General features: G+C 67.3%; 11 protein-coding genes and 5 pseudogenes. 9 read left to right on the plus strand and 7 right to left on the minus strand.

Going from position 1 to position 14,260, the window contains the following annotated elements; translation table 11 throughout:
* Positions 1-26 precede the first annotated feature (26 nt).
* Entirely contained in the window at positions 27-1,481 is a 1,455-nt protein-coding gene (locus OG446_RS31550) for a hypothetical protein (RefSeq protein WP_328897205.1), read from the minus strand.
* 1,439 nt (positions 1,482-2,920) lie between these two features.
* Between OG446_RS31550 and OG446_RS31555 the strand changes: the two are divergent.
* A pseudogene (locus OG446_RS31555) lies at positions 2,921-3,528 on the plus strand (Mu transposase domain-containing protein); the annotation flags it as partial.
* A gap of 117 nt (positions 3,529-3,645) precedes the next feature.
* Here the strand turns inward: OG446_RS31555 and OG446_RS31560 are convergent.
* A pseudogene (locus tag OG446_RS31560) lies at positions 3,646-3,729 on the minus strand (DUF475 domain-containing protein); the annotation flags it as partial.
* Between the two features lie 54 nt (positions 3,730-3,783).
* The gene (locus OG446_RS31565) at positions 3,784-4,173 is read right to left on the minus strand and encodes an ATP-binding protein (protein ID WP_328897206.1); all 390 of its coding nucleotides are present in this window, start codon (positions 4,171-4,173) and stop codon (positions 3,784-3,786) included.
* A gap of 968 nt (positions 4,174-5,141) precedes the next feature.
* Here OG446_RS31565 and OG446_RS31570 point away from each other — a divergent pair.
* The 6 genes and pseudogenes from OG446_RS31570 to OG446_RS31595 all read left to right on the plus strand — a co-directional run bounded on the left by OG446_RS31570 (position 5,142) and on the right by OG446_RS31595 (position 9,287).
* Entirely contained in the window at positions 5,142-5,477 is a 336-nt protein-coding gene (locus OG446_RS31570) for a helix-turn-helix domain-containing protein (protein WP_328897207.1), read from the plus strand.
* 198 nt (positions 5,478-5,675) lie between these two features.
* Positions 5,676-5,872 (plus strand): annotated as a pseudogene (locus tag OG446_RS31575) (hypothetical protein); the annotation flags it as partial.
* 558 nt (positions 5,873-6,430) lie between these two features.
* On the plus strand, positions 6,431-6,634 hold the full coding sequence (locus OG446_RS31580) for a cold-shock protein (protein WP_214981215.1): 204 nt from the start codon (positions 6,431-6,433) through the stop codon (positions 6,632-6,634).
* A gap of 319 nt (positions 6,635-6,953) precedes the next feature.
* A complete protein-coding gene (locus OG446_RS31585; protein ID WP_328897208.1) occupies positions 6,954-8,468 on the plus strand; it encodes a DEAD/DEAH box helicase in 1,515 nt (504 codons plus the stop codon).
* Between the two features lie 46 nt (positions 8,469-8,514).
* Complete coding sequence (locus OG446_RS31590) at positions 8,515-8,919, plus strand: CBS domain-containing protein (protein WP_328897209.1); 405 nt, start codon at positions 8,515-8,517, stop codon at positions 8,917-8,919.
* A gap of 56 nt (positions 8,920-8,975) precedes the next feature.
* Entirely contained in the window at positions 8,976-9,287 is a 312-nt protein-coding gene (locus OG446_RS31595; RefSeq protein WP_328897210.1) for an SCO5918 family protein, read from the plus strand.
* 105 nt (positions 9,288-9,392) lie between these two features.
* Here OG446_RS31595 and OG446_RS31600 read toward each other — a convergent pair.
* The 3 genes and pseudogenes from OG446_RS31600 to OG446_RS31610 form a co-directional block, all read right to left on the minus strand.
* Positions 9,393-9,617 (minus strand): annotated as a pseudogene (locus OG446_RS31600) (hypothetical protein); the annotation flags it as partial.
* A 435-nt stretch (positions 9,618-10,052) separates the two neighbouring features.
* Entirely contained in the window at positions 10,053-10,442 is a 390-nt protein-coding gene (locus OG446_RS31605) for a hypothetical protein (RefSeq protein WP_328897211.1), read from the minus strand.
* 132 nt (positions 10,443-10,574) lie between these two features.
* Entirely contained in the window at positions 10,575-10,838 is a 264-nt protein-coding gene (locus tag OG446_RS31610; protein WP_328897212.1) for a hypothetical protein, read from the minus strand.
* A 287-nt stretch (positions 10,839-11,125) separates the two neighbouring features.
* Between OG446_RS31610 and OG446_RS31615 the strand changes: the two genes are divergently transcribed.
* Together OG446_RS31615 and OG446_RS31620 are read left to right on the plus strand one after the other, a co-directional pair.
* Positions 11,126-11,653, plus strand: a complete 528-nt coding sequence (locus OG446_RS31615; RefSeq protein WP_328897213.1) for a DinB family protein — start codon at positions 11,126-11,128, stop codon at positions 11,651-11,653.
* A gap of 188 nt (positions 11,654-11,841) precedes the next feature.
* Positions 11,842-12,423, plus strand: a pseudogene (locus tag OG446_RS31620) (transposase); the annotation flags it as partial.
* Between the two features lie 515 nt (positions 12,424-12,938).
* Here the strand turns inward: OG446_RS31620 and OG446_RS31630 are convergent.
* Positions 12,939-14,228 carry a PP2C family protein-serine/threonine phosphatase gene (locus OG446_RS31630; RefSeq protein ID WP_328897214.1) on the minus strand — a complete coding sequence of 430 codons (1,290 nt, stop codon included), beginning with the start codon at positions 14,226-14,228 and terminating at the stop codon, positions 12,939-12,941.
* Between the last annotated feature and the right edge of the window lie 32 nt (positions 14,229-14,260).

Raw genomic sequence — 14,260 nt, forward strand, 5'->3', positions numbered from 1 at the left:
CGTGCCACAGGATTCCTCTCAGTAGTTCAGCGATGCAGATGCTGGTGCCAGGCGGGGGCCTGTCCCTCGCCTCTGCGATGGCCGCGTACGAATGTGTGTCCCTCGGGTAGCTCGGTGTCAGCGTCAGGGCCGTCGACCTCGATACGCCACTGGGCATATCGCGCACGTGCAGCGGGTGTGGCGTTGTGCCCGTCCGGCAGCCTGCGTTCCCAGGGGCGCCGCCAGTGCCGTATTTGCCGCACGGCCGTATCGGCGCCCACGGCGATTCGCTGTGCCTCCCGGGCCTCTTCGGTGTCGGGCCACCAGGTGAACACCTCCGGCAGCACGCCGTCGTGAGCGACGATCGTGCGGGTAAGGAGACCAGCTGCCGCCATGTCCTCGCAGGTGTGGATCACCGTCCACAACAAGGGCGGCGTGACCACATCCGGGCCGAACATTGCCGCACTCAACTGCTGGCCGTCCAACGACCGGGAGCGGGCCGTACCGACCCTTCCATCACGCAACAATGCAGCCACGATCAGTACCTCCAGTGCCGTCACCGGCGGCCGATACCCCCCACCGTTCGGCCGATGCGTCGGCGGCCCGGGACTCAACGGCGGGGGCGGGATATCCAGCAGGCCCCACCCCTCGGCCAGCAGCACCGGGTCGAAGCACCAGGCCAGGAGAGCGTCCCCCACCCGCACGGGATCGGGTAGGAGCGTCGTGGTGACTATCAATTGCCGGCCGGAGCGCGCAGCAGCCACATTGACTTTGATGCCGGGGTAGAAGGAATCCGGCCAGTTCACGGATCCCAGCCCGCCGGGCCCGCGTTGCGTATGCTGCCGGGCTAGATCACGATCCAACAGCTGGCCGCTGTGGTGCACCTCCAGCGTCAAAGGCCCCTTGCCTAACAGGGATGGCACCGCATCCGGCAGCGGCAGTCGCCCGGCCGACAGGTCCGCCTCTGATAGAGCCACCGAAACCACCAGCAGCGCTTCGTCCAGATGCTCCACATGCACCACAGAGTCGGTCTGCCTAGGGCTGGCGCTGCCCGTGCGTTTGGCAGCGCCAGGTAGGAGATGCTCCAGATGCCCCAAGCCAGCTGGCGTCAACGGGTCGCAGTCCGCCAACACCGCGTCAACCGGCAGCGTTTGAGCCCGCCAGATGCCGCCCTGCTGCCAACTGTCATCGATCCGCAAGTCCACGTTGCGGCGCAGATCGCCCGCGGTGGCCTGGTAGGCCAGCGCAAGGTTGGCATCAACCACTGCCGAGGCCGCCGCGGTGAGCTCCAACGCGTGCTCATCACCCACCTCGCGTTCCCAACCGGCCAGCACCGGCCATACCGCGGTGTAGCGTGGCGAACCTCCCGGGGCCGGTCGTGTGAACCGATCCACCATCTCTGCTGCCACCGGGCCGGACGCGAACTGCTGATGCCGGTCAACAGGCTGTGCATACAGGTCCCATACAGCCAACCCCGGAGCCTGGCGCAACAACTCCTCCAAGGTTCTGAAGCACTCCTGCAGAGCACGCTCCGCCGCCACGGTGTCCGCAGAGTCCTGGAGTAACGGGCCCAGGTCTCCCGCCGCCAGCAACCGCTGTCCCGGGCCCATGAGAAACTTCCGGTACAGCCCGCTGTGGTCCCGCCCGGACATAAGACCGCTCGTGTCGGCAGTCCCCACCAAGTGGCCCCACCGGTTCACTACCCCAGCAGGGGACCTACGCATTCGGGCAAGTTCTTTGTGCTCAACGGACGTCAACGCTCCAAGAGCGTCCCAGTCAACTACCGCACGCGCGGGCGCGACCTCCGGCCCTCCCGAAAACGGTGCTCCCGACAGTGCGCCCGGAGTCCATCCGTCCTCCTCGACGTCGGGCGAGGCACCGAACGACGCACAGACCTCTCCCCACAATGAGTGCGCGCCACGCTCTATTCGCACAAAGGAACCCACTGGCGGCAGCGGATTCCGGATATCGGAGCCCAGGAGAGTGAACGCCTCCGGGTCAAGGGTGCCTGTGCTGTAGGCGCCGGCATCAAGGTCATATCCGAAGTACACGGCGTTGAACGCGGTGCACACGTGTAGAGGCCCACGCCGCACCCGCGCCACGTCTTCGAGGAAGGCGACCAACTCCTCCTTCACCTCACCCGGCATCGCGTCGGAGCCCAGAGTCAGCTCATGGAAGGACAACGGCGCACCCCTCGCTGGCGGCCCCGTATCCGGTGGCTCCGTATCCGGCCCGCGGTCGTGACCCAGCGACGACCACGGGTCGCACTACAGGTGATTGGCAACATCACGTCCCCCGCGCTTTCTTCTGCCCCGTACTGATTTTTAGCGCACTACTCGGACATCCACCCCCCACTTGGTGCTCTTTCCTGCAAGATGTGGCCGCACTGCCCACCTGTGGGATGTCTCTCTGATCAGGCGGGAGTGTCTTGTTTTTGACTCTGTCCCGTAGTTGGTGGTGACAGTGGGTGACTGTCAGGCGAGCCGGATGCGGTGGCGGAGGAGGTCGAATCACAAGGGAGTTGACCTCCTTCGCGAGATCATGATCGTGAACGACCACTCGACGTCACCACCGACTACGAGAAAGAGCCAAGAACAAGACACTCCCGCTGATGATGGATGGTTGGCGCTCATCGTGTGCTGTGCGCCTCCTGACCTTGCGCTCGACGGGGCGACTCTTGAGGGCGGTCCGTATGACTGCGACGGGCGAGCTCTCGCCTCGCGGTGCGGCATGTAGCAGACGATCCCCGGTTACCGAAACCGGGGATCGTCGCGAGTATTGAGGGTGTTCGCACTCGGCTGTGATTGGCAGCGGAGCCGTGGCGGATGCAGCAGGCAGCCTCGTAAACCCCGGCCGGGGAGAGCGCCGTTGTCTGCTTCCCTGATGGCCGCGGTGCCCGTCGCTGAAACGCAGCGGCGCTTCGCTGATGTGGAGTTTCCACGGTGGGGTCCCGGCCTGCGTGCTCTCCGGCAACGAGAAGACGGTGACCGTCGACCACGTCGCGGGGATCGCGGTCCGCAGTCCAGAGATCGTCGAGGTCGCCCGGCACTACGGCATGACCATCCGTACCTGCCTGCCGGCGGCCCCGGAGACGAAGGGTGGGTCAGAGTCGACAGTGAAGATCGCGAAGACCGATCTCGTGCCGAAGGACGTGAACCTGCCTGAGCAGTACCAAACGTTAGGCGAGTTGGAAGCCGCCTGCCGGGCGTTCAGTCACGAGGTCAACTCGCGTATTCACAGGGCAACTCGGCGCAAGCCCGTAGAGCGGCTCGCGGAAGAACTTCACCGGTTGCACCCGCTGCCGAAGCGCCCGCCCACCGCCACTGTCAGGACCACCTCTGGGTGACCTGGGAAGCCACGATCTCCGTCGAGGCGGTCCGTTACTCGGTCCCGGACGAGCTGACCGATACGAGGGTCTGGGCCCGTTTCCACGGCGACGAGCTGATCGTCACCACGGTCGACGACGACGGTGCGGCCCCCGAGGTTGCCCGCCACCCGCGCGGCCAGCCGGGTTCGCCGGTCCTGGAAGAGGCCCACTACGAGCCGCGTTGGCTGGCTCACCAGCTTCCTTGGCTTCTTGAATGCCATCCGAGCTGGTCGTCCAAAGTTCGCCGTCCGGCCCCTCGGGCTCGGCGAAGCGCTTGTGGCGGCGGACCGACGCCGTGTTTCCAGGTTGACGTGGTCGTCGAGAGTGCCCTGGCGGACCAGGCGCACGGTGAGGGAGCGGACGTACATGGCGCCGATGCGGAGTGAATCTCGGAGAGGGCGCGCTCCGGCATGCCGACTGGCGCAGGCGCTTTGTTGTTACCGGGCGAGAAGGGCGCTTACGGTTTTCCCGCCGGGCGGCCGGGGAGTAATCGCAGTGGCGCTAGCGAGGCGATTGACCATGGGCCAGCCGAAGCCTCCGGTGCCGCCGTTCAGGTCGGGGGTGCGCATGCGCGGGGTTTGTGGGCTGCCGTCGTGGACGGTCACATCGATGCTGTCCGGGTGTGCGGTCAGGTCCAGGGTGCAGGTTCCGCCGCCGTGACGCAGGGCGTTGGTGACGAGCTCCGAGACGACCAGGACGACGGAGTCGGCGGTTTCGGCCGCGATGACCGGTAGGAGACCTTCGAGGAACTCCCGGGCGGTCTCGCGTGCGCCGGCGATGGTTGTCGCTGAGCGGGCGGGTGCGATGTTGACGCTCATTGTGTCCATCGGGTCACCCTGGTCTCTGGATCGTCAATGCCCTGTCCTCTGGCCGGTGCTTATGCCCAGCCTGCGGTGCGCTAACCGCATGATGCCCCGGGCTGCGGGATGTCCCCGGCTGCTCGACCACGCAGCCGGACGGGGAGGCTGCGGCGTGCGGAGCCGGGGCCGGCGCAGCAGCGTTGGTCGGAGCGGGCCGTTCCGGTTGGTATGACCTGCCCGCGCGTTCCCGCGGTGGTCCGGACGGATTATCTCTCCGGCCAGGACGCAGAAATCTCTATCGGCCGGAGTAGACATTGGGGAGTGGTGTGGTTATGGTTTCTCTCGTAGTCGAGATCGAGCAGGGCCTGGCAGGGACGAACTGCCGGTCAGTAGTACGGAGTTGTAGTTCGTAGTGCGGTGCGGTGGTGGAGTTTCGAAGCCAGGGTTATTGCAGGACGGCGACGGGGCTGACGGCCGGACCGGGTGGCCCGCAGTGATGAGGGGCCGCCGTGAGCAGTACCGCAGTGGCAGTACCCAGCAGTGAGGTCAGTGAGTAGCACCTCGGTAAAGGCGTCGGCTGCGGGCGCGCGTGCCGGGAGGTTTGGCAGTGGGGTTCCAAGCCAGAGCAGATGCAGGACGGGCGACGGGGCTGGCTGCCGAAGAGTGGCGCTGTTCGAAGCCACCAGCAGTTCGCGGTATCAGCAGTACGCAGGTCCCGTTTGGTAAGTAGTTCATCCAGAGGGAAGAACGGAGGAGCCGAGCGCCATCAGGATCGCCCGGGCGGAAGTCTTGAGCCCGGGTACCGCAGGACATCGATAGTGAGGTGGTCTCCGGTCAAGCAACCGCGATCCCCGTACCCCCGGCGCCGTTCAGGTCGGGTCTGCGGAAACAGAAGGCCGGTGCAGCACGAGGGCCGGCAGATGGTGTAGCAGTTCCTTCGGGGCCCTGGTGCCATTGGCGCCAGGGCCCCTCCACGCGTTTCACAGAGAGGTGCAATGACAGCAGACGACTCGTTCGGCCGTCTCGATGACGACGACTACCCCGCTTACACCATGGGCCGGGCCGCCGACATGCTCCACACCACCCAGAGCTTTCTCCGCGCCATCGGCGAAGCCCGCCTCATCACCCCGCTCCGCTCAGCGGGCGGCCACCGCCGCTACTCCCGCTACCAGTTGCGCATCGCCGCCCGCGCCCGGGAACTCGTCGATGCCGGAACCCCCATCGAAGCCGCCTGCCGCATCGTCATCCTCGAAGACCAACTCGAGGAAGCCCAGCGCATCAACACCGAACACCACCGCGCCGCAGGACCGTTCAGTCCGCCCATGGCCTGAGGCAGCGCGCCCGCCCGGCACCGGCGGGTCCCCGCCCACACGTGTCGGGGCGTGACTTCTGGACCGTTTCCCGTGGTGGCAGGGTGTGCGGGCGTCTGCGCAGGCCGTCGTGGTTCGAAGTCCCCTTTGTCTGCGTCTTCGGCGGGGGCGTTCTGCTGTGCCGCAGGACCCCACGCGATCACCTCCGCCTTCGGCACGTTGCGGGAGCATGCATCGGCTCGAAAGCATGAGACGTGGCTACTCGGCTGCATCGCCCAGGGCGGAGGGGGCCCGGACGTGTACGCCCTTTACTCCGCGATCAACGCCTCGGGCTTTCGTGAGCTCGCTGAGGTGAAGCCTCGTTCGATGCCGCCCGGGGCCAAAGCGCCCCTGCGGCCGAGGACATGAACCCTGCCTGGCCGCCCGCGCTCGGGGCGTACGGCTGCCCCGGGCGGGTTCTGCTGTCCGATTGTTCACCCCACCATGTGCGCCGGCCTTCAGTCGGCGGTGGCCGGATCTTGGGCGGGATGCGAGCAAGGCTGCGCAGCAACAGTGCCCGCCTCTGATCTGTGTCGAGATCGGAGTGCTGGCTTATGGTGGCGCCGGCCGACAGGAAGAAGCCACCGGGAAGCGTGCTCTCCCAGCCGCGTACAGCGACCGCTCTCTTCATGGAACCGTGCGTTGGGGGTAGGGCAATATCTATGACCGTGAGATCAGGGTTTAACGTGCCATGCGGGGAGTGTTTGTACCGCAACTAACAGAGCGAAGTTATTTACCGTGCCCGGGCCGTTACGGCATGCTACTGTCGATCTCAGTTGCAGTCGTGGTTCCCAAAACTTCAAGCGCCTTCGCCAGAATTTTCGGCCTCTGGCAGCGCTTTTATTGCCGGTCATTTTCCGGTCGGGGCATCATCGCGGCGACCCGGGTACCTGGCATCGGGGATCCCGGCGTACTGCCCCCGGAGGAGACATGACGTGGCATCAGGCACTGTGAAGTGGTTCAACGCGGCCAAGGGTTTCGGCTTCATCGAGCAGGATGGTGGCGGCGCCGATGTGTTCGCCCACTTCTCGAACATTGCAGCCCAGGGCTTCCGTGAGCTGCTCGAAGGCCAGAAGGTCATCTTCGACATTGCGCCGGGCCAGAAGGGCCCGATGGCCGAGAACATCGTTCCGGCCTGACGCTGTCGCGTACTTCGTAGCTGGGGCCCGCATCCCTCGGGGTGCGGGCCCCAGCTACGGATAATTCCCGCAGTGGCCTCCCCTGAGCATCGCCCTATTCCTTCCCCAGGGGGCCGTGCTTCTTCGGAGCTGAAACCGGTCGACGTCCGGGATTTTACGTCCCGTGCGACTCGCTTATTTCATCGCCTTCGTGTCGCACCTGATTCACTGCGCGCCAGATTCTTTCGCATTCCATTCGGTCCGTTTCTTGTGATTCCCTGCACTGTCTTTCCGTTGCGGGAATTCCTTGGTGCGTGCCGTGTATCAAGGAAGGTTCTCGATGAACCCCACACGTACGAACAGCCGTTCCTCCAGCCGCAACCGGGCCGACTCTCCCGCCTTCGGATCCGATGCCGGTCCGCGGCGGGGCGGCGCACGTCTCGGCTCGTCCGCCCCGAGCCGTTCAGGGGGTCCGAGCCGGTCGGGCGGACATGGTCGGCGGCCCGCGGCGGTGCAGGGAGAGTTCGCCCTGCCGAAGACGGTCACTCCTGCGCTGCCCGCGGTTGAGGCGTTCGCCGACCTCGACATGCCGGGGCAGCTGCTCGCCGCGCTGGCCGCGCAGGGCGTGAGCGTTCCGTTCCCGATTCAGGGTGCGACTCTGCCCAACACCCTGGCGGGCCGTGATGCCCTGGGGCGCGGGCGTACCGGCTCCGGCAAGACTCTCGCTTTCGGCCTGGCGCTGTTGGCCCGCACCGCCGGTCAGCGCGCCGAGCCCCGCCAGCCGCTGGCTCTGGTCCTTGTGCCGACGCGTGAGCTGGCCCAGCAGGTGACCGACGCGCTCACCCCCTATGCCCGCTCGGTGAGGCTGCGCCTGGCCACCGTTGTCGGCGGAATGTCGATCGGGAGGCAGGCCAACGCGCTGCGCGCCGGTGCCGAGGTCGTCGTTGCGACGCCGGGACGGCTCAAGGACCTCATCGACCGCGGTGACTGCCGGCTGAACCAGGTCGCGATCACTGTTCTGGACGAGGCCGATCAGATGGCCGACATGGGCTTCATGCCCCAGGTCACAGCGCTTTTGGACCAGGTCCGCCCCGAGGGCCAGCGCATGCTGTTCTCCGCGACCCTGGACCGCAACGTCGACCGCCTGGTCCGCCGTTACCTCACCGACCCGGTCGTCCACTCCGTCGACCCGTCCGCAGGCGCGGTCACGACGATGGAACATCACGTGCTGCACGTCCACGGCACCGACAAGCACCGCACGACGACGCAGATCGCGGCACGCGACGGCCGGGTCATCATGTTCCTGGACACCAAGCGGGCCGTGGACAAGCTCACCGACCACCTGCTCGCCAGCGGGGTGCGGGCCGCCGCACTGCATGGCGGGAAGGCCCAGTCGCAGCGCACCCGGACTCTGACCCAGTTCAAGACCGGGCATGTCACCGTGCTCGTGGCCACGAACGTCGCGGCCCGCGGCATCCATGTCGACAACCTTGACCTGGTCGTCAACGTCGACCCGCCGACCGATCACAAGGACTACCTCCACCGTGGCGGCCGTACCGCACGGGCAGGGGAATCCGGCAGCGTCGTCACCCTGGTCACCCCCGACCAGCGCCGCGACATGACCCGCCTCATGACCGCCGCCGGCATCGTGCCGCAAACCACCCAGGTCCGCTCCGGCGAAGAAGCACTCAGCCGGATCACCGGCGCCCAGACCCCCTCCGGCATCCCCGTGACGATCACCGCGCCGGTGGCCGAGCGGCGTCAGCGCAGCGCGTCCTCACGCGGCCGGCGCAGCCCCGCCTCGGCCGCCCGGCGCGTGACCGTGCGGCAGTCCTCCTTCGACGCGGCGGCCTGAGAACTTCATGAGCCGGAAGCTGACCCACTTATGCAGGAGGCACCTTTTGACGCTGGTTCAGATGAAGCCCCGCTCGACGAATGCCACGGTCGTACACAGGACGGTGGCCGACGTCATGGACACCGCCGGACCGCAGGTCTGTGACGACATGACCGTCGAGGTGGCCCTGTCCGTCATGGCCAGTGCCCGTACCGGGCATCTGCTTGTCTGCGACGACAGCGGCCTGTGCATCGGACTGGTCACCCAGGCTCAGCTCACACAGACCCGTGACGGCTCCGCATACTCGGACAGGGTCCAGCTGCGGGACATCCTCGGCGACCGAGGGCCGTTCACCTCGCCAGTGACCACGATGGCCGAAGCCGGGCACATGATGCACTACAGCCAGGTTGATGCCCTGCCTGTGGTCGACGAACACGGCAGTGCCTTGGGTGTCCTCGCCCTTGCCCGCTGAGCCGTCACCACTGCGGCAGAACCACTCCCACTTCGTTCCTCTCCCTGTGAGGCATCATGCGCTGTGTCATCGCCCGCTTTCCGTTCGACCTCACCAGGACCGGCGTCCTGGAATCGATGAAGGGCATCAAGCCCGAGCAGGCTTCCGGCGAGTCAGTGATCATCGGCCGACGTACCTACCCCGTCAAACAGGTCGGTCAGGTCGTCACACGCCAGGACCGCCGCGACTTCAGCGCCGGCGAGGTCCTGAGGGCCATGACCCAGCTCGGCTTTACCTGCCGCGAACTTCCCCAGGCCGCCGCGCTCACGAGGGTTCGCACACCGTTGCAGCACGCTTCCGCGATGCTCGGCGCCCCTGCGGCAGCCTGACCGACGGGCAGGCGCGAGCCGCCGACAGAGCAGCGGTGAGGGTCCGACCGGGGTGCGCCGGTCGGACCCTCACCCCGTACCGAGGCGCCCCGGCGCGGCAGTGTGTCAGTGCTCGGAGTAGCTGAAGTCGCCCATGGTCCAGGCGCTGACGTCCTCGATCGCCACCCGGTACATCCCGCCTGTCTCCGGGATCCCCACGGTGCCCTGGAGAATCCGAGCCACATGGAAATGCAGATGGGTGGGCGGTCTCTCCACGCGGGCCGCAGTGGTGAACATGGCGGAAAAGTCGCTCAGGCTGGCCGAGTCGGCCAGGACCTCCGATACCCGCCGCTCTCGACGCCGAGCTGCACGCCGCCCTGGCCGCTTCGACGCTGCGGCCGCTCCGTGGCGTGAGGCCCTCGAGGACCTGGACGAAGACGTCCTCGCCGAGGCCGGCGCCGAAGCGCGGGCCTTCGGCGGCCGCCGTGGACGAGCTGGTGCGTGGTCTGCTCGGGCAGTTGGCCGACTGGCAGCAGCCGATCGGCGAGCTGGGCCGCGCGCTCACCACGGCAAATGAAGGCCGACCGCTACCCGGCTGGTCCACCGACGCCGGCCGCACCGAGGACATCGGGTGGCGCCTGGCCCGCACCACGCTGCTCGAGGCCGTCGCACGCCACCACCAGGCTCACCTGCTCGCCGTCATCGTCGAGCTCGGCGGTGAGCTGGAGCTCCCAGCTACCCGTAACGGGCGCTTCAGGGGCGCGTTCATCCCAGAAGGTTGCGCGGTCAGCGCCGGCCGCCGCCCATGCGGCGGTCGTCGGCCAGTGCGGTCAGCGGGCCGAACTCGCGGGCAAGCTGGTTCCACGTCAGAACCTCGCCACAGCGGGCCGGGAACTCCTTCGGGTTGAACTCGGGCATGGTCCAGGTGCCAGTGCCCCGGTCCCGCAGCCACAGGTCCCCGTCACCGTCGACCACCGTCGGCGGGACCGGTACGGGCTCGGCCTGATCGGTGGGCTCCCAGGTGACCCGGCCCGGGTGGGAAACCCGGCGCAGCTCGGTGGTGGCCAGCCGCGCGGCCAAGTCACGGGTGGACTCTTCGGCGTCCTTGACCGACGCGAGTCGAAATGCGTCGTCAAGTACGGGCAGGGCTGGATTCTTGCTGCGCTTTGAACTCATACGCTGACTACCTCCGGTGGGGGGCGTCACATCCGTTATGGCACCCCGTAGAGCAACACGGTATCCGAGGCGGGAGCCGGGCCGGCTACGACCACTGTCCAGGTGGAGGCGCTGGCACACCGGGCGGTGGGGCTAGGCGGTGAGCTGGTCCTGGACGTGGCGCAACCCGTGGTGGTAGCGCTCAGATATGGCGGTCCGAGTCTGAGAAGGTGAGGCCGCCGGGGCGAGCGGACGTCGGGCCGGGGCGGGTGCGGGCTCGGGCTCGCCGGGCGGCTGGCGGAAGTCGGCGCCCTGGTCGACCGGCGTCAGCCGGCGCCCACCCGCCTGGGCGGGTACGGGAGCGTCGGAAGCGGGCTCGGAGAAGGCGGGCGGCGAGAGCGGTCGACGGCCGGTCATGATCCCTAGTCTCCCTGCTCCGGCCCTGCGGGTAGGGCCAGGCCGCTATCAGCGGTGATAGTGCTCTGGCCCTGGCCAGCAGGGCCAGGCTGGTTGTTTCAGCTCACCAGAACAGAGCGGTTAAGACCGACCGGCAATAGGCACTCGGGAGGCGGCGGAGGCATCAGAACGGCCACGGGTCCACGTGATCTTGGAGTTCACTACGCTCAGTAATCACAAAGGACGGCCTGGCTGCGCTGCCACTTTACCCACTTGAACCCTCCCGGGCGGCGGTGCAGGGTGGTTCCATGACATGGACAGCGCCATGGGCCGAGCGTACCCAGCACCTAGGCGGCCTGGGCACCGTAACTGAGCGTCAGATGTTGGAGGGTTGGCTGAACTGGCACCGGGAGACGTTGCAGGCCAAGTGCGCCGGGCTTGAGCCGGCCCAATTGGCGCGGGCGACCGTAGAGCCGTCGGACCTTACCCTGCTGGGCTTGGTCCGGCACATGGCGGAAATAGAGCGATGGTGGTTCCGGCGAAGCTTCGCCGGTGAGGTTATCGGAGACGTTTTCACCGGCCCGGCAGATGGCAATGAGGGACTCGACGGAGTTCACGCAGCCGATGCGGAGAGAGACTTCGTATTCTTCCAGGCCGAGGTCCGAGCGTGCGACGCGGCGGCGGCCGGACACGACCTCGACGAGACCTTCACGTCCTCTTACGGAGTTCCCCTCAGCCTGCGCTGGGTCTACATGTTGATGATCCAGGAGTACGCCCGCCACAACGGCCACGCCGACTTCCTGCGAGAGCGGACCGACGGGGCAACGGGTGACTGAGCTTCTTTCTCAGACGTCCAGCAGCGGGCGCCCGGGAGATGGATGAGCACCAGAACGGGCACGGGCCCACGTGATCATGGAGTTCTCTACGCTCAGTGATCACGAAGGACAGCCGTGCCCGCACTGCCATCTTGCCTGCTCGAACCGCTCTGGAACCAGTTCGTGGCGCTCCTGCCCGCTCGGGAGGAGTTCGCCGAGCGTACGACCGGATGATCGGCCTGGAACTGTCCGAAATATCCGTGGACGGTTGCATCACCAAGGCCCCATGTGGCGGCCAAAGTGCGGGCCGGTCCCCGGTGGACCGCGGGAAGCAGGGCCTGAAACGCTCGGTCGCCACTGACGCCCGCGGCGTCCCGCTCGGCCTGGTCGCGGCGGGAGCCAACCGCCACGACTCGCCCCTGCTCGGACCGACTCTCCACGCAGCCATGGACCAGGTCGGGCCGCTGCCGGACGACGTGAACGTCAACCTCGACCGGGGCTACGACAGCAACACGTCCCGCGCTCTGCTTCGGGAGTTGGGCTTCACCAGTGAGATCGCCCGCAAGGGCGTGCCCGCCCCGATCCAGGCCGGCAAGCGGTGGGTCGTAGAACGAACGCACTCGTGGATGAACAGCTACGGCAAGCTACGACGCTGCACCGAGAAGAACAGCACTGTCGTCGAGTTCTACCTCCACCTGGCGGCAGCACTCGTCACTTTCCGCATGCTGGTCCGCCACGCCACCATTCACTACCGTTGGGATCAGCGTCCCACCACACGCCGGCTCAAGTGATCCATTTGCCGGTCGGTCTAAGCCACTGCTACCGCCGGTGAACCGGCCCGGACGGCCGAGGCAGGGCGGCACACTGCGCGGGTGACCACGACCCCCGCCTGAACCGGGTTCAGAGACCTCCACGCTCAGACCCCGACGCCAGCGCGTGCGCCCTCCCGACTTGGCCCCGGCCGCCCACTCGGTTCAAGAAACAGCCGTTCGGCAACCCGTCATGACGTGGGACGGGTCCTCGCAACCGGTGAGGCGTACACCAGACCCGCCCATCACAAGAAGGGCACCAAGCCCCGCCGACTGGATAAATGACAGGCTGAGGTCTTGTCACTGAAGGCGCGGGGTGCCTGCGGGCGGCGAACAAGATGTCCCTATATGCGGCCATGTGATTCCCCACTCTCAGCCCCTCTCTGAGATTCCAGTCCGGCAGCAGGTCCGAGGGGGCGCAAGCCGGAGTACATCCGCGTCGAGTCGGTCCCTGGGCTGGGCATGGACTGTCCTGGGTTGAGGCTGGCTGGGCAACTTCAACTTCGGGGGTCCGCGGGCCCTGGGGGTGCGGTGTGCTGTCCCACCGTGGGGGAGGCTTCGGCGAGGTCGGCGCCGTGGTCGGCGTCGCGGCGGGTGGAATCGGTGCCGTACCAGTCCAGGCACATCACAGTGGCGTCGTCCTGTAGGAGCCCGTCATGGGCATGGACGACGTGCTCGATCAGGACACGGGCGGCCTCCCGGGGGTGCAGATCCTGGGTGTTCTCGATGAGGGCAGGCAGATCGAGGTCCGCGGCTCTGCGCTCCTGCATCCCGTCGGTGAGCATGATCAGACGGTCCCCTGCCCGCAGGTCCAGGTGCTGGACCGTGTAGGTGTGGGGTGCCAGGAAGCCGAAGGGCATGTCGATGGTCGGTGCGATCTCCTCGACTTTGCCGCCGCGCAGGCGCAGGGGCCAGGGGTGGCCGGCGTTGATGAACTCGGTTCGTCCGTCGTGCAGGCTGATACGCAGCAGTTGCCCGGTGACGTAGCGGCCGCCGCTGTGCTTGGCCACGGCCCGGTCGGCGGTCTGTGCTTGTTCGGCGAGGTCGGCTCCCTGCCTGCGGGCGCGTCGCAGTGCGCCGACGAGGAGGGTGGCCAAGAGGGCGGCGTCCACGTCGTGCCCCATGGCATCGGTGACAGACAGTTGGACGTGGTCGCGGTCTATGACGTAGTCGAAGGTGTCGCCGCCGACGAACTCGGCCGGTTCCAAGGCGCCGGCGACTGCGAACTGGGCGGCTTCGCAGGCCAGCGACGTGGGCAGCAGCCGGTGCTGGATCTCGGCGGCCAGGCTCAGGGGGGAGGTGCGCCGGCCCCACTGGTACAGGTCGGTGAAGGGCCGGTTCGCGATGATGATGTAGGACAAGGCGTGGGCGCTCCGGCTGATCTTCAGCAGGGTGGCCGGGCCAGGGGGGTGGGGGACATGGAGCTCCAGCAGCCCGAGCGCATCCCCGCGATTGGTGACCGGTGCGATCACCCGCGTCAAGCCACCGCCCCCTACGGCCTCCACATGCGGCCGTTGTGTCCGTATCACCTCGTCGTAGACGGTGCCGGAGACGGGGATCGGATCTGCGGGACGCTCCACGTCGAGGTCGTGCGCGGTGCCCAGGCGGACGACGGAGGCGCCGGTGAAGTCGGTGATCAGGAACGACACGGAACGGGCCCCGAGCTGTCTTCGCAACGTTGCGGCTATGACGTCGACGGACTCCACCGGCGGTGCCGCCTCAGCTGCGGCCAGGGCCTCACCCAGTCCGTCCGTTCCGGTGTCTCGCACCGTTCCGATGTCTCGCATGGGGAGCCTTTCCCGCTCTCGTGCTCGCCCCA

It is taken from the genome of Streptomyces sp. NBC_00236 (assembly GCF_036195045.1).
Taxonomy (GTDB): Bacteria; Actinomycetota; Actinomycetes; order Streptomycetales; family Streptomycetaceae; genus Streptomyces.